This is a genomic window from Klebsiella sp. 141251, assembly GCF_050600725.1.
Lineage (GTDB): Bacteria > Pseudomonadota > Gammaproteobacteria > Enterobacterales > Enterobacteriaceae > Klebsiella > Klebsiella aerogenes.
The window spans coordinates 54,325-79,709 of sequence record NZ_JAQIRG010000006.1 but is presented as its reverse complement, the minus strand read 5'-3'; the positions used below and the strand labels follow the sequence as shown (position 1 = coordinate 79,709).

21 protein-coding genes are annotated in these 25,385 nt (G+C 58.1%); 11 read left to right on the top strand and 10 right to left on the bottom strand.

The window, feature by feature from the left end; translation table 11 throughout:
• The first annotated feature begins 10 nt into the window (after positions 1–10).
• Complete coding sequence (locus PGR09_RS14810) at positions 11–769, top strand: DeoR/GlpR family transcriptional regulator (RefSeq protein WP_015369351.1); 759 nt, start codon at positions 11–13, stop codon at positions 767–769.
• 6 nt (positions 770–775) lie between these two features.
• Here the strand turns inward: PGR09_RS14810 and malT are convergent, their stop codons facing one another.
• Positions 776–3,481: an HTH-type transcriptional regulator MalT gene (gene malT / locus PGR09_RS14805; protein ID WP_045394833.1), complete on the bottom strand. Its 2,706-nt coding sequence runs from the start codon at positions 3,479–3,481 to the stop codon at positions 776–778.
• Positions 3,482–4,102: 621 nt separating this feature from the next.
• Here malT and malP point away from each other — a divergent pair.
• Positions 4,103–6,493, top strand: coding sequence for a maltodextrin phosphorylase (gene malP, locus PGR09_RS14800; protein ID WP_430916270.1), 2,391 nt, complete (start codon positions 4,103–4,105; stop codon positions 6,491–6,493).
• A 10-nt stretch (positions 6,494–6,503) separates the two neighbouring features.
• Complete coding sequence (gene malQ / locus PGR09_RS14795; RefSeq protein WP_430916269.1) at positions 6,504–8,579, top strand: 4-alpha-glucanotransferase; 2,076 nt, start codon at positions 6,504–6,506, stop codon at positions 8,577–8,579.
• A 449-nt stretch (positions 8,580–9,028) separates the two neighbouring features.
• Here malQ and gntT read toward each other — a convergent pair whose 3' ends face one another.
• The 3 genes from gntT to gntX form a co-directional block, all read right to left on the bottom strand.
• Entirely contained in the window at positions 9,029–10,345 is a 1,317-nt protein-coding gene (gene gntT, locus PGR09_RS14790; RefSeq protein WP_047078876.1) for a gluconate transporter, read from the bottom strand.
• A gap of 343 nt (positions 10,346–10,688) precedes the next feature.
• Positions 10,689–11,264, bottom strand: a complete 576-nt coding sequence (gene nfuA, locus PGR09_RS14785; protein ID WP_015369356.1) for a Fe-S biogenesis protein NfuA — start codon at positions 11,262–11,264, stop codon at positions 10,689–10,691.
• A 58-nt stretch (positions 11,265–11,322) separates the two neighbouring features.
• Complete coding sequence (gene gntX, locus PGR09_RS14780; RefSeq protein WP_315711709.1) at positions 11,323–11,997, bottom strand: DNA utilization protein GntX; 675 nt, start codon at positions 11,995–11,997, stop codon at positions 11,323–11,325.
• Positions 11,998–12,034: 37 nt separating this feature from the next.
• On the opposite strand from gntX, the gene bioH reads away from it, so the two are divergent.
• Together bioH and PGR09_RS14770 are read left to right on the top strand one after the other, a co-directional pair.
• Positions 12,035–12,817, top strand: coding sequence for a pimeloyl-ACP methyl ester esterase BioH (bioH, locus tag PGR09_RS14775; RefSeq protein ID WP_315711708.1), 783 nt, complete (start codon positions 12,035–12,037; stop codon positions 12,815–12,817).
• A 112-nt stretch (positions 12,818–12,929) separates the two neighbouring features.
• Positions 12,930–13,199: a YdgH/BhsA/McbA-like domain containing protein gene (locus PGR09_RS14770; protein WP_015369359.1), complete on the top strand. Its 270-nt coding sequence runs from the start codon at positions 12,930–12,932 to the stop codon at positions 13,197–13,199.
• 99 nt (positions 13,200–13,298) lie between these two features.
• On the opposite strand, the gene feoC is transcribed toward PGR09_RS14770, so the two are convergent.
• The 6 genes from feoC to PGR09_RS14740 form a co-directional block, all read right to left on the bottom strand.
• Entirely contained in the window at positions 13,299–13,535 is a 237-nt protein-coding gene (feoC, locus tag PGR09_RS14765) for a [Fe-S]-dependent transcriptional repressor FeoC (RefSeq protein WP_049060791.1), read from the bottom strand.
• Positions 13,536–13,547: 12 nt separating this feature from the next.
• A complete protein-coding gene (feoB, locus tag PGR09_RS14760) occupies positions 13,548–15,866 on the bottom strand; it encodes a Fe(2+) transporter permease subunit FeoB (RefSeq protein WP_063415095.1) in 2,319 nt (772 codons plus the stop codon).
• 29 nt (positions 15,867–15,895) lie between these two features.
• Complete coding sequence (gene feoA / locus PGR09_RS14755; protein ID WP_015703677.1) at positions 15,896–16,123, bottom strand: ferrous iron transporter A; 228 nt, start codon at positions 16,121–16,123, stop codon at positions 15,896–15,898.
• A gap of 388 nt (positions 16,124–16,511) precedes the next feature.
• The gene (locus tag PGR09_RS14750; protein ID WP_430916268.1) at positions 16,512–18,842 is read right to left on the bottom strand and encodes a Tex family protein; all 2,331 of its coding nucleotides are present in this window, start codon (positions 18,840–18,842) and stop codon (positions 16,512–16,514) included.
• A 99-nt stretch (positions 18,843–18,941) separates the two neighbouring features.
• Positions 18,942–19,415 carry a transcription elongation factor GreB gene (greB, locus tag PGR09_RS14745; protein ID WP_015703675.1) on the bottom strand — a complete coding sequence of 158 codons (474 nt, stop codon included), beginning with the start codon at positions 19,413–19,415 and terminating at the stop codon, positions 18,942–18,944.
• A gap of 85 nt (positions 19,416–19,500) precedes the next feature.
• Positions 19,501–20,259: a FadR/GntR family transcriptional regulator gene (locus PGR09_RS14740; RefSeq protein WP_047047964.1), complete on the bottom strand. Its 759-nt coding sequence runs from the start codon at positions 20,257–20,259 to the stop codon at positions 19,501–19,503.
• 234 nt (positions 20,260–20,493) lie between these two features.
• Here PGR09_RS14740 and PGR09_RS14735 point away from each other — a divergent pair, with 234 nt between their 5' ends.
• The 6 genes from PGR09_RS14735 to PGR09_RS14710 are packed head-to-tail and all read left to right on the top strand — an operon-like array spanning position 20,494 to position 25,364.
• The gene (locus tag PGR09_RS14735) at positions 20,494–21,234 is read left to right on the top strand and encodes an SDR family oxidoreductase (RefSeq protein WP_015703673.1); all 741 of its coding nucleotides are present in this window, start codon (positions 20,494–20,496) and stop codon (positions 21,232–21,234) included.
• A 35-nt stretch (positions 21,235–21,269) separates the two neighbouring features.
• Positions 21,270–22,121: a fumarylacetoacetate hydrolase family protein gene (locus PGR09_RS14730; protein ID WP_015703672.1), complete on the top strand. Its 852-nt coding sequence runs from the start codon at positions 21,270–21,272 to the stop codon at positions 22,119–22,121.
• Positions 22,118–23,413, top strand: coding sequence for an L-fuconate dehydratase (locus PGR09_RS14725; protein WP_049060788.1), 1,296 nt, complete (start codon positions 22,118–22,120; stop codon positions 23,411–23,413). Before PGR09_RS14730 ends, PGR09_RS14725 begins: the two co-directional genes overlap by 4 nt.
• The gene (locus PGR09_RS14720; RefSeq protein ID WP_063415089.1) at positions 23,400–24,251 is read left to right on the top strand and encodes an amidohydrolase family protein; all 852 of its coding nucleotides are present in this window, start codon (positions 23,400–23,402) and stop codon (positions 24,249–24,251) included. Before PGR09_RS14725 ends, PGR09_RS14720 begins: the two co-directional genes overlap by 14 nt.
• The gene (locus tag PGR09_RS14715) at positions 24,235–25,011 is read left to right on the top strand and encodes an SDR family oxidoreductase (RefSeq protein WP_047047976.1); all 777 of its coding nucleotides are present in this window, start codon (positions 24,235–24,237) and stop codon (positions 25,009–25,011) included. The genes PGR09_RS14720 and PGR09_RS14715 overlap by 17 nt, the downstream gene beginning before the upstream one ends.
• Complete coding sequence (locus PGR09_RS14710) at positions 25,008–25,364, top strand: L-rhamnose mutarotase (protein ID WP_320482952.1); 357 nt, start codon at positions 25,008–25,010, stop codon at positions 25,362–25,364. Before PGR09_RS14715 ends, PGR09_RS14710 begins: the two co-directional genes overlap by 4 nt.
• Positions 25,365–25,385: the final 21 nt, after the last annotated feature.

Here is a 25,385-nt window from a genome sequence, read left to right as displayed (position 1 = left end):
GGGATATTTCATGAAACAAACACAACGTCATGACGCGATTATCGAGCTGGTAAAAAAACAGGGATACGTCAGTACCGAAGAACTGGTGGAGCAGTTTGCCGTCAGCCCGCAGACTATTCGTCGCGACCTGAATGATTTAGCGGAACAAAAAATGATCCTGCGCCACCACGGCGGCGCGGCGATGCCTTCCAGCTCGGTCAACACCTCGTGGCACGACAGGAAAGCGACCCAGACGGCGGAAAAAGAGCGTATCGCGCGGAAAGTGGCGAGCGAAATCCCCGACGGCGCAACCCTGTTTATCGATATCGGCACAACGCCGGAAGCGGTGGCCCACGCGTTGCTCGACCATAATGACCTGCGGATTGTGACCAACAATCTCAACGTCGCAAATACGCTGATGGTGAAAGATGATTTTCGCATTATCCTTGCCGGCGGCGAGCTACGCAGCCGCGACGGCGGGATCATCGGCGAAGCGACGCTCGATTTTATCTCCCAGTTCCGCCTCGACTTCGGCATTCTCGGTATTAGCGGCATTGATAGCGACGGTTCGCTGCTGGAGTTTGATTACCATGAAGTGCGCACCAAGCGGGCGATTATCGAAAACTCGCGCCACGTGATGCTGGTGGTGGATCACTCGAAGTTTGGGCGTAATGCGATGGTGAACATGGGCAGCATTAGTATGGTCGATGCGGTTTATACCGATATCATGCCGCCCGCAGGCGTGCTGAAGGTGATTAAAGACAATAACCTGCAGCTGGAGCTGTGCTAAACGGCGTTATACGCCGTATCCCATCATTTTGAGCAACCGCTGGGCATGCTGAACGGCATCCTGGCGGTGCGCGACGCCCAGTTTCTGATACAGATTGCGAATATGCGTTTTAATCGTGGTGGCCGCGACATCCAGTTCGCCGGCGATCTGCTCGTTGCTGTAACCGGAATAGATTAACCCTAACACCTGCCACTCGCGCTGGGTCAGCGGACTGGTGCGGATAAGCTCCGGCACTTCCGGGTGGTTCAGCAGCCGTTCGACGAAGCTCTCGTCGAAGTGGGCGAATTTATGCCGATGGTGCTGGTTAATATCGCGCAGGATGCGCTGCGCGCGGTGCTGCTCAAGCTCCGGCAGCGTATTCAGTTGAATCAGCTGGCGCAGCTGCTGGGCCATGGCTTCCCCTTCAATCACGAAGTGGTTAATAAAGCCGGTGCGGTTAGCCAGGGTTAAGGCTTCCATTAACACTTTTTGCGCCTCGCCCTTGCGGTCCGCCTGCCAGTAGAGCTGGTTCAACAGCAGCAGGTTACGGTTGATATCGCTCATCAGCCGCAGCGAGCGGGCGTTTTCATTTAACTCTTCCAGCACCATTTCGGCGGAATCAAAATCACCGAGCAGGATCTGCGCGCGGGCAATGTTGCGCCACTGGCTTTGCAGGAAGTGGTTATTAGCGAATTCAGGTTTCGGCGTCTGGCGCAGCCAGTTGGCCGCTGCGGTTTTATCGCCGGTCATCTGCCAGTAGATCACCCGTACTTTGTCGGCGTTGGAAACCCAGTCACTGTGATAGTGGCCGTTGCCCAGCAGATTCTCCAGTCGGTTTAATAAGCTGCGGGCGTTATCGAGATCGCCGCGCGCCAGCGAGCACTGCACCATCAGCGCCAGGCACTGCAGCTGCTGTTGCGGCTGGTAGTTTGCCAACACCGCGATGCCGCTGCGGGCGCTCTCTTCTGCTTCATCAAGACGCGCCCATGCCCACAGCAGCTGCGCGCGGATGCGCAACAGGAACTCATGCATCGGCAGCTGTTCAAGATGCTGATCGCGGATAAGCTGGAAAGCTTTATCCTGAATCTCCCATGCCGCCTGCAGGAAGCCCTGGGCAAACAGAATCTCGCTCTGCTGGATCATGCTCCACAGGGCGTAGTGCCAGACGTCATGACGGCGAGCCATCTGTTCTGTTTGCTGCATCACCGCCAGCGATTTGCTCAGGTGGCCTTTGCAGTGCAGCACTTCGCCGTGAACGGAAGTGGCGACGATGCGGCTGTAATAGCTCGCCAGCGGCAGTTCATCCAGCGCCACCATTGCCAGACGCTCGGCTTCGTCCTGATCGCCGGCGTTGATTGCGACCTGCGCGCGCAGGGCGTTGAAATCGCCGTGCATCGCGGTATCCATTTCGACATCCATCTCCTGTTCGGCGCGGGCCAGCAGGGTATTCACTTCGCTATAGCGATGCTGGCTCTGCATCAGCCAGGCCTGCAGCAGGATCAGCCGCGGGTTTTCCAGCAGGTTCGACCACGGCAGCGCCGCCAGCGATTGTTCCAGCAGACCCAGCTCGCTGTGGTTGAACATGCCCCAGGCGTGGTTGAGCAAAATATCGCGCAGCATGGCGGCATCGCCAGCGGCAAGCGCATGATGGATGGCTTCGGTGGGGAATCCCTGCGCCATCCACGCTTCGGCGGCGGCGCGGTGAATTTCCGGTAGCTCGGTGGCCATTTCCCACTGACAGCGCTGGCGCAGGAAGTTGCCGAATAGCGGGTGATAGCGGAACCACTCGCCGGAGTCATCCATTCGGTGCAGGAACAGCCCCTGACGTTCGATCTCTTCCAGCTGCATCTGGCCGTTCTCTTCGCCGGTGACGCGGACGATAAGCGCGTCATTCATCGAGCGCAGCAGCGAGCTTTTTAACAAGAAGCTGCGGGTACGGGCATCGACGTTATCCAGCACTTCATCGACCAGATAGTCGGAAAGGTGGCTGGCGTTAATCCCGGCGAGACGACGGGCGGAGTGCTGGGCTGAGGTGTTTTTCTGCCGGGCGGAGAGGGCGATGAGCTGCAGGGCGGTGGCCCAGCCGGCGACGTCATCGCACAGGCGACTGCTGTCATCGGCTTCAATGGGGGAGGCGAGACGGCAGTCAAAGAACTGTTTCGCCTCCTGATGAGTAAAAGCCAGCTGTTGGCTGCCGATTTCCAGTAACTGCTCGCGCACCCGCAGATTGGCGATCCCCAACTGCGGCAGGTTGCGCGACAGCACTACCAGCGTCATGGTCTCTGGCTGATGGCGCAAGAAGAAGCGCATGGCGTCGTGGATCACCGGATTGGTAATCAGGTGATAATCATCAATGACCAGGTACAGCGGACGCTGCCAGTCGGCAAGCTCAATAAACAGCTGCGCAAACAGCGACGGCAGGCTGGCGTACTGGCGCTTTTGCACCATGGCTTCGCTGGCGGCGCAGTGGCCGCCTGTCGCCTGTTGAATCGCCGCAATCAGATAGCTGGCGAAGCGCTCTTGTTGATTATCGCCTTCATCGAGCGAAAACCAGCCAAGGTCATGCTTACCCGAAGCCCACTGCGAAACGAGCGTGGTTTTGCCGTAACCTGCCGGGCTGGTCACCAACGCGAGACGATAATTGTTCGCGCCGGAAAGTTTCGCCAGCAACCGTTCGCGAACCACAGTGTGTTCAAGACGGGATGGACGACTTAATTTTGACGGAATCAACATAGTTCACTTTTTCGCTGTGCAAGAAAGGGATGGGGATTTTTTTTGCGCTTCGTAATTAATGACTCCTAAGGTCGGCGATAATGAAAGTTATTGCAAGTTATGTCCAAAATTGATGCTCTTGAATTTGCTCTCGGTCACAATTTCTCGCTTCGGTTTTTAATTAGCTTTAAACCGGTACCAGTACGCGCCATGCCTCGGTTTACGACGGTTTCGTCCGGGACGAAATTACTTTACACAGTGTTTTTCGTAGTTGATTGTTTTTATTAAATTATCGTCAGTGGATTCTTAGGGTTAATCTATTTCACGTATTTTTGTCATGGCATCTTTTTATTCTGTCAGTTGTTTGTTTTTTATTTCACGATAATGGTACGAGCAAATTTTGCCTGGCGATATGAATTGCGCTGTAACAAATTTGCCGTTCGTCGCGCTGGCGAAATTATTGTTCTACACGCGCAATAAGGCGGCGAATTCCCGACGACGAGCTAACGTTAAAGTGGCCGCGATCACAATTTTCGCTCATCCCCGCTACTCCTCCCTGTCTAATCCCCCTCGGGAGGAGGCAGCGGCATCAGGAGGTCGGCACACTAAGGCTAACGTTTTAGTAAAGGACCAGGATTTCTTATGTCACAGACTTCTTTTAACCAGGCTCAGTTTCAGGCTGCACTGACGCGTCAGTGGCAGCGTTTCGGTTTATCGTCAGCCGCAGAGATGACTCAACGCCAGTGGTGGCGCGCGGTCAGCGGCGCGCTGGCGGAGCTTTTGGCGGCGCAACCGGCGGCGGAAGCCGTTAAAGGACAGCGCCACGTTAACTACATTTCGATGGAGTTCCTGATCGGTCGCCTGACCGGTAATAACCTGCTCAACCTGGGCTGGTATGAAGGAGTGAGCGAGACGCTGAAGGCGTATGACATTCAGCTGACCGACCTGCTGGAAGAAGAGACCGATCCGGCGCTGGGCAACGGCGGCCTGGGCCGTCTGGCGGCCTGCTTCCTGGATTCTATGGCCACCGTTGGCCAGTCGGCGACCGGTTACGGCCTGAACTACCAATACGGTCTGTTCCGTCAATCCTTCGCTGACGGCCAGCAGATGGAAGCGCCGGATGACTGGGGACGCGGCAGCTATCCGTGGTTCCGCCACAACGAAGCGCTGGATGTGCAGGTGGGTATCGGCGGTAAAGTCAGCAAAAGCGGCGAATGGCAACCGGCTTTCGTGATTACCGGCGAAGCCTGGGACCTGCCGGTGCTTGGCTATCGCAATAACGTCGCGCAACCGCTGCGCCTGTGGCAGGCGAAGCATGCCCATCCGTTCAACCTGACGAAATTCAACGACGGCGATTTCCTGCGCGCGGAGCAACAGGGTATCGACGCCGAAAAATTGACCAAGGTGCTGTATCCGAATGACAACCACCTGGCGGGGAAAAAACTGCGCCTGATGCAGCAGTACTTCCAGTGCGCCTGCTCGGTGGCGGACATTCTGCGTCGCCACCATCTGGCTGGCCGCAAGCTGCATCAGCTGGCGGATTATGAAGTGATCCAGTTGAACGACACCCACCCGACCATCGCCATCCCGGAACTGCTGCGCGTGCTGCTTGATGAGCACCAGATGAGCTGGGACGATGCGTGGGCCATCACCAGCAAAACCTTCGCTTACACCAACCATACCCTGATGCCGGAAGCGCTGGAGTGCTGGGATGAGAAGCTGGTGAAGGCGCTGCTGCCGCGTCATATGCAGATAATCAAAGAGATTAACGACAGATTTAAACTGCTGGTGGAGAAAACCTGGCCGGGCGATAAGCAGGTGTGGGCGAAGCTGGCGGTGGTCCATGATAAACAGGTTCGCATGGCCAACATGTGCGTGGTGAGCGGCTTTGCGGTCAACGGCGTCGCGGCGCTGCACTCCGATCTGGTGGTGAAGGATCTGTTCCCGGAATATCACCAGCTGTGGCCGAACAAATTCCATAACGTGACCAACGGCATTACGCCGCGTCGCTGGATTAAACAGTGTAATCCGGCGCTCGCTGCCCTGCTCGATAAGACGCTGAAGAAAGAGTGGGCCAACGATCTCGACCAGTTGATCAAGCTGGAGAAGTACGCCGACGATGCCAAATTCCGTCAGGTTTATCGCGACATTAAGCTGGCGAATAAAGTGCGTCTCGCTGAGTTCGTGAAGCGGCGTACCGGTATCGACATCAACCCGCAGGCGATTTTCGATATCCAGATTAAGCGTCTGCACGAGTACAAACGCCAGCACCTCAACCTGCTGAATATTCTGGCGCAGTATAAAGAGATCCGCGAAAACCCGCAGGCCGACCGCGTACCGCGCGTCTTCCTGTTTGGCGCCAAAGCCGCGCCGGGCTACTACCTGGCGAAGAATATTATTCTGGCGATCAACAAGGTGGCCGAGGCGATCAACAACGATCCGCTGGTGGGCGATAAGCTAAAAGTGGTCTTCCTGCCGGATTACTGCGTATCGGCGGCGGAAATGCTGATCCCGGCGGCGGACGTCTCCGAGCAGATTTCTACGGCGGGTAAAGAGGCCTCCGGTACCGGCAACATGAAGCTGGCGCTGAATGGCGCGCTGACCGTCGGCACCCTTGACGGCGCCAACGTTGAAATCGCCGAGCAGGTTGGCGAGGACAATATCTTTATCTTCGGCCATACCGTAGAAGAAGTTAAGGCGCTGAAAACGAAAGGCTACGATCCGCTGAAATGGCGCAAAAAAGATAAACTGCTGGACGCGGTGCTGAAAGAGCTGGAGAGCGGAAAATATAGCGGCGGCGACAAACACGCCTTTGATCAGATGCTGCATAGCCTGCTGCAAGGCGGCGATCCGTACCTGGTACTGGCTGACTTTAGCGCTTACGTCGCGGCGCAGAAGCAGGTGGATGAACTGTATCGCGACCAGGAAGCCTGGACCCGTGCGGCGATCCTCAACACCGCGCGCTGCGGCATGTTCAGCTCCGACCGTTCTATCCGTGATTATCAGCAACGTATCTGGCAGGCAAAACGCTAAGGACAGGCCTATGGAGAATAAACGCCTTGATACCGCCGCGCTGGCGGCGGGGATCAGCCCCAGCTATATCAACGCGCACGGGCAACCGCAGTCGATCGCGGCGGCCACCAAACAACGTTTGCTGGATGCTATGCATCGTACGTCTACTGCCGCGAAAGCGGCGGTAGAACCGCTGCCCAGCGTCAAGGTTTTTACCCACGGTAAAAAAATGCAGCTGCCGGTCGCGGGAAGCGGCGCGTTTCATTGGCTGCTGACGACCGAAGATGGTAAGCAGTATCAGGGCGAGACGCGCGGCGGCGAAGCGCTCACCCTGCCGGGGCGATTGCCGACGGGCTATCACACCCTGACCCTCACGCGGGACGGCGAACGCTGGCACTGCCGGGCGATCGTCGCCCCGGCGCGTTGCTACGAACCGCAGGCGCTCAAAGAGGGCAAAAAGCTATGGGGCGCCTGCGTACAGCTTTACACCCTGCGTTCTGAGAATAACTGGGGCATCGGCGACTTCGGCGATCTACGCGCCATGCTGCCGGAAATCGCCCGTCGCGGCGGCGCGTTTATCGGTCTCAACCCGATTCACGCGCTCTATCCGGCGAACCCGGAGAGCGCCAGCCCGTACAGTCCGTCATCGCGCCGCTGGCTCAACGTTATCTATATCGACGTCAACGCGGTGGAAGATTTCCAGCGTAGCCCTGCCGCGCAGGCATGGTGGCAGCTTGCGGAAACCCAGCAGGCCTTGCAGGCCGCGCGGCAGACCGCTGATGTCGATTATACCGCCGTCACCGCGCTGAAGCTGACCGCGCTGCGTCTGGCGTGGGCTGAGTTTTCTAAGCGTGAAGACGAGCAGATGGCGGAGTTCCGCCGGTTCGTGCTGCGCGAGGGAGAAAGTCTCTACTGGCAGGCGGCGTTTGATGCGCTGCATGCCTGGCAAAGCCAGCAGGATCCAATGCGCTGGGGTTGGCCGGCATGGCCGGAGGCGTATCAAAGTACGAGTAGCCCGCAGGTGAAGACCTTCTGTGCGGAGCATGCCGATGAGGTGAGCTTCTATCTATGGTTGCAATGGCTGGCTTATACGCAGTTCGCCGCCTGCTGGCACACCAGCCAGCAGGACGGGATGCCGATTGGCCTGTATCGCGATCTGGCGGTCGGCGTCGCCGAAGGCGGATCGGAGACGTGGTGCGATCGCGAGCTGTATTGCCTGAAGGCTTCCGTCGGCGCGCCGCCGGACATCCTCGGCCCGCTGGGACAGAACTGGGGCCTGCCGCCGATGGATCCGCACGTCATGGTTGCCCGCGCCTACGAGCCGTTTATCGAACTGCTACGGGCGAATATGCAAAACTGCGGCGCGTTACGTATTGACCACGTGATGTCGGTACTGCGTTTGTGGTGGATACCGTATGGCGAAACCGCCGACCACGGCGCCTATGTGCAGTATCCCGTGGATGACCTGCTGGCGATTCTGGCGCTGGAGAGCCAGCGGCACCGCTGCATGGTGATCGGCGAAGACCTGGGCACCGTACCGGTCGAAATCGTCGGCAAGCTGCGCAAAAGCGGGGTCTACTCGTACAAAGTGCTCTACTTCGAGAATGGCCCTGATAAAACGTTCCGCGCGCCGAAGGCTTATCCGCAACAGTCGATGGCGGTCGCGACGACCCACGATCTACCGACGCTGCGCGGTTATTGGGAGAGCGGCGATTTGACGCTTGGGAAGACGCTGGGCCTGTATCCGGATGAAGTGGTGCTGCGCGGCTTATATGCCGATCGCGAACAAGCGAAGCAGGGGTTGCTGGATGCGCTGCATCGGCACGGCTGTTTGCCGAAGCGCGCCGGACATAAAGCCTCGCTGATGGCGATGACCTCAACGCTCAATCGCGGGATGCAGCGCTATATCGCCGACAGCAACAGCGCCCTGCTTGGGCTGCAGCCGGAAGATTGGCTGGAGATGGCTTCACCGGTCAACATCCCGGGCACCAGTACCGAGTATCCCAACTGGCGGCGTAAGCTTACCGTGACGCTCGAGCAGATGTTTGCCGATGCGCAGGTGAATAAGCTGATTAAAGACCTGGATAAGCGCCGCAAGGCCCGCTAATCCAGAGATAGTTCCTCGGTGGCGCTGCGCTTACCGGGGCTACTGGTAGATACTGTTATCGGTTTGCAACGGTTTTGGTTGGGGAAAACATGTGCTTTGTGTTAATTCCGGGCACATTGCGCTCCCGATATTTCTTCTGCGTTATGTCTCTTCTGGCGCAGGGAGCGCACAGGGGGCGGTCAGTCGCCACCGCCCCCTGTACCCCCGGCCTTCCGGGAACGTCTCAGCGATTTTGAGGCCGCCAACACCGGCAGTTTCAGCCAGCATGGTGAATAAATTAAATACAGGCCGCGCGGACCGTAGGTCGGGTAAGCGCAGCGCCACCCGACAAAAACGGCACCGCGGGTAGCCCGGATAAGGCGCTTTGCGCCGCCATCCGGGAAACGAGCAACAAAAAAGGCCGGGGCGTATGATGCGCACCCGGCCTTTTTTATTTCAGGGAGGGAGGGTTACACCACCATCCCCAGCAGCAGACAACCAATCAGGCCGCACACGGAAATGATGGTTTCCAGTACCGACCAGGACTTGATGGTCTCGCCAATGGTCAGGTTGAAATACTCTTTGAACAGCCAGAAACCTGGGTCGTTCACGTGCGAGAAGATGACGCTACCGGAACCCACGGCGATAACCATCAGCTCCGGACTGACGCCGGTGGTGGCAATCAGCGGCGCGGCGATACCACCCGCGGTGATAGCGGCAACGGTAGCCGAACCCAGCGCAATACGCAGTACCGCAGCAATAGACCACGCCATAAACAGCGGTGACATATTGGATTCGTGCATGATAGAGGCGATGTACTTATCCATGCCGCTATCCACCAGCACCTGCTTAAAGGCGCCGCCGCCGCCGATGATCAACAGCATCATGGCAATGATTTTGATAGAGGAGGTCAGCGTATCGTTGATCTGCTCCATGGAGCGGCCGCGGTTCAGGCCGAAAGTGAACAGCGCGATCAGTACCGCAATCAGGGTCGCCATCACCGGGTCGCCGAAGAACTCGGCAACGGGCAGGAAGGCGTGGCCCTTCGGCAGAACCATCTCGGCGACGGCGCGCATCGCCATCAGGATCACCGGTACCAGAGAGGTCCAGACGCTGACGCCAAAGCCCGGCATCTCTTCTTCGGTGAAGGTTTTCGGGTTGTGCAGGCCTTCCGGGATCGGCTTATCAATACCTTTCAGGAAACGGGCGAAAACCGGACCGGCGAGAATAACCGTCGGGATAGCCAGAATCGTACCGTAGAGCAGCGTTTTGCCCATATCGGCGTGGAAAATTGTCGCGATAGCGGTCGGGCCAGGGTGCGGCGGCAGGAAACCGTGGGTGACGGAGAGCGCCGCGGCCATCGGTACGCCGACGTACAGCAGCGGGATACGCGCGGAGGCGGCGATGGTAAAGACCAGCGGCAGCATCAGCACGAAACCGACTTCATAGAACAGGGCGAAACCGACGGTGAAACCGGTCAGTACAACGGCCCATTGAATATGTTTTTTACCGAATTTATCAATCAGGGTGGTGGCGATACGCTGCGCGCCGCCGCAGTCCGCCAGCATTTTACCGAGCATGGCGCCGAAGCCCATGATCAGCGCGAGGCTGCCGAGCGTGCCCCCGACACCGTTTTTGATGGATACGATGACTTTATCCAGAGGCATACCCTGCATTAATCCGACGGCGAGCGCCACCAGAACCAGAGCGATGAAGCCGTTCATTTTGAAACGGATCATCAGCAACAATAACAGGGCAACCCCGATAGCTACGATGACTAATGGCATGATTTACCTGGCCTTAACTTGTTATGGGTAACGTTAAAGTCTGAACATCTACAGTATCCGTTCCGCAGAGGAACAAGGATGTCTGGCACCGTAAAGCTGGCTTATACCTGACCCAGAGAAAGGATAGCTGGCTATTTTTTTGTCGGTGGTGCTTGTCGTGGATGATACGGGTAACATGTGAGCTTTGAGAATGCCCTGAACGGGGTAAATTTTAAATATGAGACTTAAGTCATACTCTCTGCCGGGTTTTTGACGTGTCGACTAGTCAGAAATGTTGCGCGGTAACATGCTGGAGGGGAAATTCACCCGGCAAATGGTTGTTGCCGGGCGAGAAGGCGAAAGCTTAGTAGTAGGAGTGCTCGCCGCGCTGGTGTTCGGTCAGGTCGCGCACGCCTTTCAGCTCCGGGAATTCGTTCAGCAGTTGCTTTTCGATCCCTTCTTTCAGGGTCACGTCGACCATTGAGCAGCCGTTGCAACCGCCGCCGAACTGCAGGATAGCCAGCCCGTCTTCGGTGATTTCCATCAGCGAAACGCGGCCGCCGTGGCCTGCCAGCTGTGGGTTGATCTGCGACTGCAGCAGATACTCGACGCGCTCCATCAGCGGGGCATCGTCGGAAACCTTACGCATTTTGGCGTTCGGCGCTTTCAGCGTCAGCTGGGAACCGAGCTGGTCAGTGACGAAGTCGATTTCAGCATCTTCCAGATAAGGGGCGCTGAGTTCATCAACATACGCGGTCAGCTGTTCAAATTTCAGCGCCGTGTCGGTGTCTTCCACCGCATCCGGTGGGCAGTAGGATACGCCGCACTCAGCGTTTGGGGTGCCGGGATTAATCACAAATACGCGAATTTGCGTCCCTTCTTCCTGATTTGCCAGCAGTTTGGCAAAGTGCGCTTGTGCAGCATCGGAAATACGGATCATAGCGTTGGCCTAATAGTTGACTATTTTACTGGGTTATAATACGCCCATCAGCGGGGGTCTACAAGGTACGGCACACACACCATACCTGAACCGTCGTGGCGCCGTTTCGCAAAAGCAGGCGGGAAATCTCGGCGACGGTGCTTCCGGTTGTGACGACATCATCCACAATGGCGATATGGTGGCCCCGAACGGATAATTCAACCTGGAAAGCATTTTTCAGGTTCTGCTTACGTAATCTAGCGCTTAACTGGTGCTGCGTTGCGGTACGCCGGGTTCGCGTCAGCGCATCGCCGCGCCAGGCGCAGCCCATCCACCGCGCCAGCGGGCGACATAGCGCCTCGCTTTGGTTAAATCCCCGACGCCACTGGCGGCGCTGCCAGAGAGGCACGCTGATAATCCGGTCCACCGGCGGCAGCGCGCGGTAAAGGCGCAGGCGTAAAAGAAGCAGCCGCGCCAGCGCGGGTCCCAACTCCGGATGAGGGGCAAACTTGAACTGATGTACCAGTCCGCTTAGCGGCGGGGCATAGCTATTCACCGTCACCAGCCGCTGCCAGGGCGGCGGTTTTTGCAGGCAGCGTCCGCAGGGGACGTTAGAGGCCGATGCCGGTAGGCCGCACTGCGGGCAGAGTGATTGTGAGATGAGCAACGAGGCGGTGCAGCGCGAGCAAATCCCCCAGTGAGCAATAGCCAGCGGCATTTGGCATAGCCAGCATAAGCTGTGTGCTGTTAGCATAATTCCCCTCATAGTGATGGAAAGAGAACAGTAACTGATGAATGACATCTGGTGGCAAACCACGGGCGAAGGAAATTGTCATCTTGTGCTGCTGCACGGATGGGGGCTGAATGCCAACGTGTGGGATTGCATCACGCCGGAACTGGCTACGCATTTTACCCTGCACCTGGTGGATCTGCCGGGCTATGGCCGCAGCGGTGGTTTTGGCGCTTTAACGCTTGAAGAGATGGCGCAGCAGGTCGTTGAAAAAGCGCCGGAGCAGGCCATCTGGCTTGGCTGGAGCCTGGGCGGGCTGGTGGCGAGTCTGGTGGCGCTGCAGCACCCGCAACGCGTGCAGGCGCTGGTGACCGTCGCTTCTTCGCCGTGTTTTGGCGCGCGCGACCAGTGGCCGGGGATTAAACCGGAAGTGCTGAGCGGCTTCCAGCAGCAGCTTAGTGAAGATTTCCAGCGTACCGTCGAGCGTTTTCTCGCCCTGCAAACCATGGGTACCGAAAGCGCGCGCCAGGACGCCCGGGCGCTGAAAAGCACCGTTCTGTCGCTGCCGATGCCGCCTGCCGAGGTTCTCAACGGCGGGTTGGAAATCCTCAAAACCGCCGATTTGCGTCAACCGCTCGCCGCGCTGACCATGCCGTTTTTGCGCCTCTATGGTCGCCTGGATGGGCTGGTGCCGCGTAAAATCGTTCCGTTATTGGATGAGCTGTGGCCGCAAAGTGAGTCTATCGTCTTCGAAAAGGCGGCCCATGCGCCGTTTATTTCACATCCCCAGCCATTTTGCGAACCGCTGATCGCGCTGAAAGAGCGGCTGAATAATTATTTTTAGCGCCGCGTGGTAAATCATCAGGATCGGGCAATACTTAGGTTGTTGCGGTGGTTGATTATTTCGTTTTTGCCGCCGCAAACTAACAATAACAACCTTATGGAGAGTAAAGGCTATGAAACTTGTTACAGGTATTGTTGCATCTCTGGTGATAGGCTCCCTCTCTTTTGGCGCGTTCGCGGCGAAAGAGATCCAGAAAGATGAAGTCGCGAAGATGAATCTGACCAAGGTCGGCAGCATCACGACTTCCCGTACCACGTCGCCGATGGACGCGAAGCGCGATCTGTCGAAGAAGGCGGATGAGTTGGGCGGTAAGTACTTCGTGGTGATTGCCGGCGAGAAGAACGAGAAGACGGTTCACGCGAACGCCGACGTGTATAAGTAAGCCTGATTTTCCCTGCCAGCGCTGTGCCTGGCAGGGCTAGCAAATCGCACCGCAGATAGCCCGGACAAGGCGCAACGCGCCGCCATCCGGGATGTCCATTCAGCGCAAAGACCACCATTCCCGCAGGCAGGTTTTACCCTCCGGGCAGCTTTTACAGCTGCCGGAAAGGCAGCCATCGGCATCTTCGGTCATCTTGACCGCTTTTCCCATCGCTTCCAGGCGGCTTAACATGGCGTCGATTAGCGGCCGCGGCGTATGCAGGCGGGCGCTCAGCTGTGCGGCTTCCATGCGCCCCTGCAGGGCCAGCATATCGCGTACTTCGATTAACGATGCCATGATGATTGCTCCTTAGTGGCAGTCGCCGGCCGGACTCTGGCAGCAGGACGTCGGGGTTTTACGCGTCGCCAGCAGGGAAACATCCACCCGGCTCCGCGCCCGACGCAGCAGGCCAAAGACCACGACGTTAAACAGAATCACCGCCAGAATACACACCAGGCTGTAGCGCGGGTGCTGGCTAAAGCTCACGGTCTGGTAGTAAAGCGTCGATAGCGAGTAGGCGATATTAAGCCCCCACAGCACCGAGAACATCATCCAACCGCGGCTGGATTCACGGGCAATTGCCCCCATCACGGAAATGCATGGAATATAGAGCAGGACGAAAATCAGGTAGCTGTACGCGGCGGCGGCGCTGCCGAATTTGCTGCCCATCACGCCCATGGCGCCGGTTTCCATTTCGCCATCGCCTTTGCTTGCTTCAATCGGGTTCGCCAGCACGCTCAGGCTAAAGGTGTCTTTCAGCCCCTGCCAGGTTTCATCGACGGCGGCCAACAGCTCGTCGCCAAGGCTAAACTCCTGTGGGTTAAACTCTTCATTCTGGATATCTTCCGCGGTGTAGAGGGTATTCAACGTACCGACCACCACTTCTTTCGCCATCGCGCCGGTAAACAGGCCGACGGTTGCCTGCCAGTTATCTTCGTGCACGCCAATCGGCTTAAACACTGGGGTGATCACTCGGCTAACCGAAGCCAGCGCCGAGTCGTTGATGTTATCGACCACTTTGCCGCTAAGCGAGAAGCTGTTCAGCGCGCTGAGGAAAATACTGACAATCACAATGACCTTACCGGCGCGCAGGACGAAGCCTTTCAGGCGCTGCCAGGTCTGGATAACCAGGCTCTTGATGTGCGGTACGTGATACACCGGCAGCTCCATCACGAACGGCGAGGCTTCGCCGCGCATAATGGTGTATTTGAGCATCAGGCCGGTAAGAATCGCCATCACGATGCCCAGTACGTACAGTGAGAAGACCGCCAGCGCGCCGTTCTGCCCGAAGAAGGCAGCGGAGAAGACCGCGAAAATCGCCAGTCGGGCGCCGCAGGACATAAATGGCGCCATCATGATGGTCATCAGGCGTTCACGCGGCGCATCCAGCGTACGGGCGCCCATAACGGAAGGCACGTTACAGCCGAAACCAACGATCAGCGGCACGAAGGATTTCCCCGGCAAACCTAACGCCTGCATCAGGCGGTCCATCACGAAGGCCGCGCGCGCCATATACCCGGAGTCCTCAAGGAAGGAGAGGAACAGGTACATCATGCCGATTTGCGGCACCAGCGGCAGCACGGTATTGATACCGCCGCCCAGCCCTTGCGCGAGGAACACGGTCAGCCAGTCCGGGAAGTGCAGGGTGTAGCCCAGCCACTGGATGCCGTGAATGAAGATAGCCACCGAACCGGCGTCGAAAATCGGCTGCAGGGCGCCGCCGATGTTGATAGCCAGCAGGAACATCAGGTACATCACGAACAGGAAGATCGGTAAGCCGAGGAAGCGGTTAAGGATAATTTTATCCATCGCCGTGGTGAAGCGGCTCGGCTCGGCGGTCAGGGTGTTACTGACGGCATCGCATACCGCGGCGATACTTTGATAGCGGGCATCGGCGATATAGAGCGCCGGATCGTCCATCTCGCCGCTCAGGTTGGCCAGCGCCAGATCGAGTTTGTCGGCGGCGTTGCCGGCGAAGGCGCGGCTATAAATATCGCCTTCCAGCATCTGCAGCCCAAGCCAGCGGCGCTGACGCAGCGGCATATCAGCGGGCATCGCCTGCGCCAGCATATCGGCTTCGCGCTGCAGAGATTGTGGATAGTGCACCAGTTCCAGCGGCTGATTGTGTTCATGGCGGTCGAGCGCCATTTTCAGCGCTTCGATGCCGCGACCGCGGGTGGAGACCAGCGGGATCACCGGGCAGCCGAGACGGGCCGCCAGCGCGTCGACGTCGATGCGGATTTGCTGTTTTTCGGCAATATCGAGCATGTTTAGCGCGACGACGCAGGGAATACCCAGCTCCAGCAGCTGCAGGGTCAGATAGAGGTTACGTTCCAGGTTCGAGGCGTCGATGACGTTAATCAGCAGATCGGCATCGCCGCTGAGAATATAGTGACAGGCAATCTGTTCATCGAGCGACGTTTGCGAGGAGATGGTGGTCAGCGAATAGGTTCCCGGTAGGTCGACCAGGGTGACCTGGTGGTCGGTAGTGGCGAAGGCGCCTTCTTTGCGCTCAACGGTGACCCCCGCCCAGTTCCCCACCCGCTGGCGCGCGCCGGTTAGCTGATTGAATAACGTTGTTTTGCCGGAATTAGGATTACCAATTAAACCAACGGTTAATTTTTTCATTTTTCAGACTCTTAGTGCCGGGTCAGGTGTTATTGCGCAACCGCTTCCAGTTCAATTAACGCGAGGTCTTTTTTACGTAATACCAGGCTCACCCGCCGGGTCTCAATATGAATAGGATCGCCCAACGGCGCCACGCGCACGACATGAAACGAAGAGCCGGGCAACATTCCCAGGGAGAGCAGTTTCTGCCGATAAGCCGGGCTAATATCGCGGGAAAAACCGGTGATTTTCCACGCACTATCAGGAGTGAATTGCATAGGGCCTACTTGTTATCGCTAACCGAAAAGAGAATTTCCAGGCGCGGCTATAAAAGCGGCGCTGGGGGCTATAGCCAACGAAGAAGAATAAAACTTAACTGATAACGATGATAATGAGAATGGTTTGTATCATCAATACATGACATGGATAATAAATGCGGTTTTCCGGGGAATTTGCTTATTTTTTGATATGACGCAAGAACGTTGCTGTAGCTAAAAATAAGGGAAAAATTAATTTATTCACTTAATGTTTAATAAAGGTTTCATTGGTTAACAGAATGAAACTTTATAAATTTCGAACTTATTGAAAGGTTACTGGAATATATTAATCGAGGTTCAGGCATTAAAAAGCGGAAAATTGCCCCTCGTATTGAGGGGCAGGGAAAGATTAGCGTTTTTTGCCCATCGCGGCGGCCAGCGCATCCATCATCGCGCTGTTGCCGGCTGGCTGAGCATCGCGACCGCGCGGCTTCGCCGCTTTTGCCGCCGGGCGGTTACCCTGCGGGCGATCGTTGCCGCCGCCGCCGCGCGCGTTGCTGTCGCCCGGCTGTTCATCGAGTCGCATCGTTAACGCGATGCGTTTACGCGGCAGGTCGACTTCCATCACCTTCACTTTGACGATATCGCCCGCTTTGACCACGGTATGCGGGTCTTCAACGAACTTATTCGACAGCGAAGAGATATGGACCAGGCCATCCTGGTGCACGCCGATATCGACGAAGGCGCCAAAGTTGGTGACGTTGGTGACCGCGCCTTCCAGAATCATCCCCGGCAGCAGGTCGTTCATCGTCTCAACGCCGTCGGCGAACTGGGCGGTTTTAAACTCAGGGCGCGGATCGCGGCCCGGTTTTTCCAGCTCTTTGATGATATCGGATACCGTCGGCACGCCGAACTTATCATCGGTAAAATCAGAGGCTTTCAGGTTGCGCAGCTCGCTGCTGTTGCCCATCAGATCTTTCAGCGCCTGCTGGGTAGCGGCCAGAATACGCTCGACCACCGGGTAGGCTTCCGGGTGAACGGTTGAGGCGTCCAGCGGGTTGTCGCCGTGGTTAATACGCAGGAAGCCTGCGCACTGTTCAAAGGCTTTTGGCCCCAGACGGCTAACCTTCAGCAACTGCTGGCGGTTGAGGAACTGGCCGTTCTCGTCGCGCCAGGCGACGATATTCTGCGCCATCATGCGGGTCAGGCCGGCGACGCGGGTCAACAGCGCTACCGAGGCGGTGTTAAGGTCAACGCCGACGGCGTTAACGCAGTCTTCCACCACCGCATCCAGCTTACGCGCCAGCTGCGTCTGACTAACGTCATGCTGATACTGACCGACGCCGATTGATTTCGGATCGATTTTCACCAGCTCGGCCAGCGGATCCTGCAGACGGCGGGCGATAGAGACCGCGCCGCGTAGGGAAACGTCGAGGTCCGGGAACTCTTGCGCCGCCAGTTCGGAAGCCGAGTAGACCGACGCGCCGGCTTCGCTGACGATCACCTTCTGGGCGGTCACTTTCGGGAACTGCTTTTGCACGTCGAGGAAGAAACGCTCGGTCTCGCGGGAAGCGGTACCGTTGCCGATAGCCACCAGCTCAACGTTATGTTTCTCGCACAGTGCCGCCACGACGACGGCGGCTTTAGCCGCCTGGCCGGTATGCGGGTAGATGGTATCGGTGGCCACCAGTTTGCCGGTGCCGTCGACTACCGCCACTTTGACGCCGGTACGCAGGCCCGGATCGAGGCCCATGGTGGCGCGCAGGCCGGCAGGCGCGGCCATCAGCAGGTCATGGAGGTTACGGGCGAATACGTTAATCGCTTCGTCTTCCGCGCGTTCGCGCACGGTGCCCATTAATTCGGTTTCGAGGTGCATCAGCACCTTGATGCGCCAGGTCCAGCTGACGACGCCTTTGCGCCAGCTGTCCGCCGGGGCGTTGTTCAGGCGCAGGCCGAGATGATCGATAATGATCTGCTCGCAGTGGCTCTCTTTCGGCGGCTCGTCAAACTGCGGGTCGGCGTTGAGCGACAGCTGCAGCACGCCCTCATTGCGCCCGCGGAACATCGCCAGCGCGCGGTGCGACGGCACGGAAGCGATCGGTTCATGGTGGTCGAAGTAATCGCGGAATTTAGCGCCTTCTTCTTCCTTGCCGCTGACGACGCTGGCCACCAGATGGGCGTTTTTCCACAGATAATCACGTACTTTCGCCAGCAGGGCGGCGTCTTCCGCGAAGCGTTCCATCAGGATATAGCGCGCGCCGTCGAGAGCGGCTTTGCTATCCGCCACGCCTTTATCGGCATCGATATAGTTTGCCGCTTCGGTTTCCGGATCGTGGGAGGGCTCATTCCACAGCAGATCGGCCAGCGGTTCGAGACCGGCTTCAATGGCGATTTGCCCGCGGGTGCGGCGTTTGGGTTTGTACGGCAGGTAGAGGTCTTCGAGCTCGGTTTTGCTGAGGGTGGCGTTGATGGCTTTTTCCAGCGCTTCGTTGAGCTTGCCCTGTTCGCCGATCGATTTGAGGATCGCCTGGCGGCGGTCTTCCAGTTCGCGCAGATACCCGAGGCGAGTTTCCAGATTACGCAGCTGCGTGTCATCCAGACCGCCGGTGACTTCCTTACGATAACGTGCAATAAACGGCACGGTGTTCCCTTCATCAAGCAGGCGAACGGCAGCTTCTACCTGTTCGGCTCTGGCCTGAAGTTCACCCGCAATAATGCGGCAGAGCGAATCATTCATCATCGGTTTTATTCATCATTAGGGTCAAAATCAGGGGATAGTTATACGGGCTGCCAGGCTAAAATGCCAGCCGCGACCGGGTTCTCTCGGAATGTTCCGGCGCTATTTCACGTATTCAATTTCATTGACGTACCAGCTGGCTTCGCCCGCCGGGGTGTTAACGATAGCCAGGTCGCCCACCTCTTTCTTTAGTAAGGCGCGCGCCATTGGCGAATCGATAGAGATATAGTCTTTGCGGCCGAAGATTTCATCGTAGCCGACAATGCGAAAGCGCTTGGTATCACCATCGTCGTTCTCGATTTCCACCCACGCGCCGAAGAACACTTTGCCTTCCTGCTGCGGGGAATAATCGACGATTTTGAGATTTTCCAGGCACTTGGTGAGATAACGCACCCGGCGGTCAATCTCGCGCAGGCGCTTTTTATTGTACTGATAATCGGCGTTTTCGCTGCGGTCGCCAAGACTCGCCGCCCAGGTCACTTTCTTGGTGACTTCCGGGCGCTCTGTACGCCACAAGTAATCCATCTCTTGCTTCAGTTTTTCATACCCTTCACGGGTGATCAGCGGCGTTTTCATCTGTGGTTCATCCAAAATAATCTCGTCCCGCCGTACCTTAACCAGCCGTTTCGGCAAGGTAAAGCGCCAGGCGCAGAAATCGCGGCTACTGGCTGCGGGTAAAAATGGTAATCACCTGATCAATATGATTTTTCATTGCTTTTTTTGCCGCACGTACGTCGTGGGCCTCAATGGCTTCAAGGATCGCGCGATGCTCCTGTTCCGAGCGATGTGGCATATCGTCCGGGGTGTAATGGCGCTGCAGCATGCGGAACATACTGCCGTAGCGGTGGCCGAGCAGGTGGCCGATGATAAACGCGTACGCCGGGTTGCCGCTGGCCTGAGCGATACGGATATGGAACAGGCGGTCGCCGGGATGGGTGGTTGAACCGGCACGGTTATCGCGACAGTTCTGTTCAAAGGCCTCGCGGATAGCGGCCAGCTCTTCGGCGCTGGCGTGGCGCGCCGCCAGCGCGGCGGTTTCCGGTTCGATTAGCAGACGCGCCTGCAGCAGAGAAAAGGGCGGGAGTTCGGCGTTAAAATCAAGGTCTATGTTGAGTTCGTCGTCGATCTCCGTCCACTGGTCGCGACCGGCCTGCGCCATCACCGGTTCTTTGGTGGCGGCGAGCGGCGTCTGCGATTTGACGATTACCCCGTTGCCGACGCGCACGTCCACCAGGCCAATCACCTCCAGCGCAATCAGCGCTTCGCGTACCGATGCGCGGCTGACGTTCAACTGCTGGGCTAAATCTCGCTCAGACGGGAGACGACTGCCGGGCGGAAATTCGTTGTTCTCAATTAATCGCTTGAGTTGGTCTGCTATCTGTCTGTAAATCCTTGGGTTTTCCAGTCTGGTAATCGGCATGTTTCACCTTTGCTCATGCGATAGACAGTGATAAAGCGCACAAATATTGGCCAGCACACTTGAGTGTTTGTTAGTCGAGTGTAATTAATTGGTTAACCAATGTGCCGTTTATGGCCGTTTTTGCAACATCTAAGCTTCACGATAGCGGGTTATGCCTGACTTGTCATGCGAAAGGTCAGGCCTTTGACTACCACCAATGGCCTGACCATTAGTCCTTTAGACCAGGGGAGAGAAATGGAACTAACCGGAAAACGCGTTCTGATTACCGCCGCAGGGCAGGGGATTGGCAATAGCTGCGCGCGGCTGTTTGCCGCCGCTGGCGCGGAAGTGATTGCCAGCGATATCAACATTGCCGGACTGAGCGATATCCCCGGCGTGCAGCCGCTGCAGCTGGATGTCACACGCGCCGACGCGATTGCCGCCGCCGCGGAAACGCTGGGCCCGCTGGATGTCTTGTTCAACTGTGCCGGGGTGGTGCATAGCGGCAGCATTCTTGAATGTAGCGAGCGGGAGTGGCAGTTCGCTCTCGATCTGAATGTCACCGCCATGTTCCACACGATTCGCGCCTTTTTGCCGGCGATGATCGCCCGCGGCGGCGGCTCGATTATCAACATGTCATCGGTGGCTTCCAGCGTGAAAGGGGTACCAAACCGCTTCGCCTACAGCGCCAGTAAAGCGGCGGTCATTGGCCTGACCCGCTCGGTGGCGGCGGATTTCGTCACCCAGGGCATTCGTTGTAATGCGATTTGTCCGGGCACCGTCGATTCACCTTCGCTGCGCGGACGTATTGCCGAGCAGGCGCGTGAACAAGGGTTGAGCGAAGAGGCGGTTTATGAGGCGTTTGTCGCCCGCCAGCCTATTGGCCGCATCGGCAAGCCGGAAGAGATCGCCCAGCTGGCGCTGTATCTGGCTTCCGACGCCAGCGCCTACACCACCGGTACGGTACAGATTATTGACGGCGGCTGGAGCAACTAACCGCGCGGCGCTTTATTTCACTATCAGGAAAACGCATGAAATTACTTCGTTTTGGCAATCCCGGCAGCGAGCGTCCGGGCGTACTCGATAACGACGGCCGCCTGCGCGACCTGTCGCAATATATTAACGATCTGCGCGGCGACGCGCTGCTGCCGGAGAGTCTGGCGCGTCTGCGCCAGCTGGATCTCTACAGCCTGCCGCTGGTTGAAGGCAATCCGCGTATTGGCGCCTGCGTCGGCGGTATCGGTAAGTTTATCTGCATTGGCCTGAACTATGCCGATCACGCCGCAGAGACCGGCGCCGACATTCCGCAGGAACCGGTGGTATTCAGCAAGTGGACCAGCGCGGTGGTCGGGCCTAACGACAACGTGATTATCCCGCGCGGTTCGCAAAAGACCGACTGGGAAGTCGAATTAGGGGTAGTGATTGGCAAAGGCGGGCGCTATATCGACGAGCGCGACGCCATGCAGCACGTTGCTGGCTACTGCGTGATTAATGACGTCTCCGAGCGCGAGTATCAAATTGAGCGCGGCGGCACCTGGGATAAGGGCAAAGGCTGCGACACGTTCGGGCCGACGGGCCCCTGGCTGGTGACCGCCGATGAAATCCCCGACCCCAACGCCCTCAACCTGTGGCTGGAGGTCGACGGCAAACGCTATCAGGACGGCAACACCCGCACCATGATTTTCAAAGTGCCCTATATCATCAGCTACCTGAGCCGCTTTATGAGCCTGCAGCCGGGCGATGTCATCTCCACCGGCACGCCGCCGGGGGTGGGGATGGGCCAGAAACCGCAGCCGGTTTATTTACGCGCCGGCCAGACTATTCGTTTGGGCATTGAAGGGTTGGGCGAACAGCAGCAGCTGACCGTGGAGGACAAACAATGACGCAAATTACCGCCCTGCGGGTAGAGGATATTCGCTTCCCCACTTCGCAGCAGTTGGACGGCTCCGACGCGATGAATCCCGATCCGGATTACTCCGCCGCCTACGTGATCCTCGAAACCGACAATCCTAAGCTCACCGGTCACGGGCTGACCTTCACCATTGGCCGCGGCAACGAAATTTGCTGCGCGGCGATTCAGGCGCTGGAGCATTTAATCGTCGGCGAGCAACTTGAGGCGATCGCCGCCGATATGGGCGCCTTCTGGCGGCGCTTTACCAGCGATAGCCAGCTGCGCTGGATTGGCCCGGATAAAGGGGCGATTCACCTGGCGACCGGCGCGGTGGTCAATGCGGTGTGGGATCTGTGGGCGAAGGCCGAAGGCAAACCGGTCTGGCGACTGGTCGCCGATATGAGCCCGGCCGAGCTGGTGCGCTGCATCGATTTTCGCTACATCACCGACTGCATTACCCCGGAGGAGGCGCTGCGCCTGCTGGAAAGCCGTGAAGAGGGTAAAGCCCAGCGGCTTGAACAACTGCAGACGCATGGTTATCCGTGTTACACCACCTCAGCGGGCTGGTTGGGTTACGGTGATGACAAACTGCGTCGTCTTTGTCAGCAGGCGGTGGACGCCGGTTTCTCGCATATCAAGCTGAAGGTCGGGCGCGACATTGAAGACGATATCCGCCGCGTGCGCATTGCCCGTGAAGTGATTGGCCCCGAGCGGAAACTGATGATTGACGCCAACCAGGTATGGGAAGTGGATGCCGCGATTCCGTGGGTCAAAGCGCTGGCCTTCGCCAACCCGTGGTTTATCGAAGAGCCGACCAGCCCGGATGATATCGAAGGTCACCGCAAGATCCGCGAGAACATCGGCGCGGTGAAGGTCGCCACCGGCGAGATGTGCCAGAACCGGATTATGTTCAAACAGTTCATTATGCGCGGCGCGATTGACGTGGTGCAGATCGATGCCTGCCGGTTAGGCGGCGTCAACGAAGTGCTGGCGGTGATGCTGATGGCGGCGAAGTACAACCTACCGGTTTGCCCGCACGCCGGCGGCGTCGGACTGTGCGAATACGTCCAGCACCTGTCGATGATTGACTACCTGTGCATCGCCGGTACCCATGAAGGGCGGGTGATTGAGTTTGTCGACCATCTGCACGAGCACTTCCTGCACCCTTGCGAAATCCGCGGCGCAGCTTATATGCCACCGCAGGCGCCGGGCTACTCGATTGAAATGCATCAGGCTTCTATCGAGCAGTACCGCTACCGTGGAGAAGCGCATGTTGCGCATTGACGCCCACCACCACTACTGGCGCTATCAGCCACAGGATTATCCGTGGATTGATGACGACATGCCGCAACTGCGCCGGGATTTTTACCCCCCGCAGCTCCAGCCGCTGCTGGCGCAGCACCAGCTCGATGGCGCGGTGGTAGTGCAGGCGCGTCATGATGAAAACGAAACCGCCTGGCTGGTGGCGCAGGTTTCTCAAGCAGCAGGCGTATGCGGCGTGGTGGGCTGGCTGGATATTACCGCCGCGGATCTCGGAGACAAGCTGACGCAGTGGCGCGGCCAGCTGTGCGGGTTGCGCCATCAGGTGCAGGATGAAGCCGACCCGGCAGCGTGGCTTGAGCGCGAGGCGGTCTCGCGAGGAATGCAGCAGTTGCAGCGCCAGGGCTATAGCTGGGATCTGTTGGTTACCCATCGTCATCTCGCAGCGGCGGCACGCTTTGCCGCCCGCCACGATGACCACTGGCTGGTACTCGATCATTTCGGCAAGCCGGATATCGCGCGCGGCGCGGCCCACTGGGCCGAACAGGCGCGGCCGCTGGCCGCATTACCGCATGTGGTGGGCAAACTTTCCGGCCTGGTGACAGAAGCCGGGCGTGGATGCTGGACTGAGGAACAGCTGCTGCCTTTCTTCGACGCCGCGCTGGAGCTGTTTGGCCCACAGCGGCTGATGTTTGGTTCCGACTGGCCGGTATGCCTGCTGGCGGCGGAGTACCGCCAGGTTTACCAGCTGTGCGAAACGGCGCTGGCTCCGCTGACGGAAACGCAGCGGTCAGCTATTTGGGGCGGCACTGCCTGTCGGGTTTATGGTTTAACGGAGGCGAAGCGTGGATCTATTTCTTAAAGACAAAGTGGTTATCGTCACCGGCGGCGGCTCGGGGATCGGCGCGGCCGTGACGCAACTGCTGGCGGAAGAGGGGGCGGTGCCGGTCATCGTCACTAACGCCCTGCCAGAGCAGGGGTTTATGGATAGGTTGAAGCAAATCGCGCCGCAAAGTGAGCTCATTATCGCCGACCTGTGCCAGGAGGCCGAATGTGCCGGGGCGGTAGGTCAGGTGCTGGCGCGATTTGGCCGCATTGATGCGCTGGTGAATAACGCCGGAGTGAACGATGGCGTAGGGCTCGAGGCCGGGCGTGAGGCGTTTCTCGGATCGCTTGAGAAAAACCTGATCCACTACTACCAGATGGCTCACCTGTGCCGCGAAGCGTTAGAGGCGGCGCGGGGCGCTATCGTCAATATCGCCTCGAAAACCGCGCTCAGCGGCCAGGGCGGCACCAGCGGCTATACCGCGGCGAAAGGGGCGGTGCTGGCATTAACCCGTGAATGGGCGGTATCGCTGCGCGAGAGCGGCGTGCGCGTCAACGCGGTGGTTCCGGCGGAAGTGCTGACGCCGCAGTACCAGCGCTGGATAAATACCTTCCCCGATCCGCAGCGGCAGATGGCGGCGATTAACCAACGCATTCCGCTGGGCAAACGCATGACCACGCCGGAAGAGATCGCCAACACCGTGGTGTTTCTTATCTCCTCGCGCGCGTCGCACACTACCGGGCAGTGGCTATCGGTGGACGGCGGATATTTGCATCTCGACAGGGCGCTGTCATGAACGCCATCGTCGCGCGGCGGCGGCTGTGTCAGGCGCTGGATTTAGTCGATTCGGCGGAGAAAATCGCCGAATACCAGCGTCTGCATGAACGTATCTGGCCGGAAGTCGCCGGGCACCTGCGCGCCCATGGCGTGCTGGATATGGAGATTTACCGGCTTGGCACGCGGCTGTTTATGGTGATGGAGGTCGCCGGGGATTTCGATGGCGAACGCTTTGCTCAGCACAGCCTGAACCACCCGGTCATTCAGCGCTGGGAAGCGCTGATGTGGCAATACCAGGTTCCCACCCCCTGGACGCCGGCAGGCGAAAAATGGGTGTCGATGGAGCGCATATTCTCTTTGCAGGATCAATAAAACAACTCTGTACTCTACTGA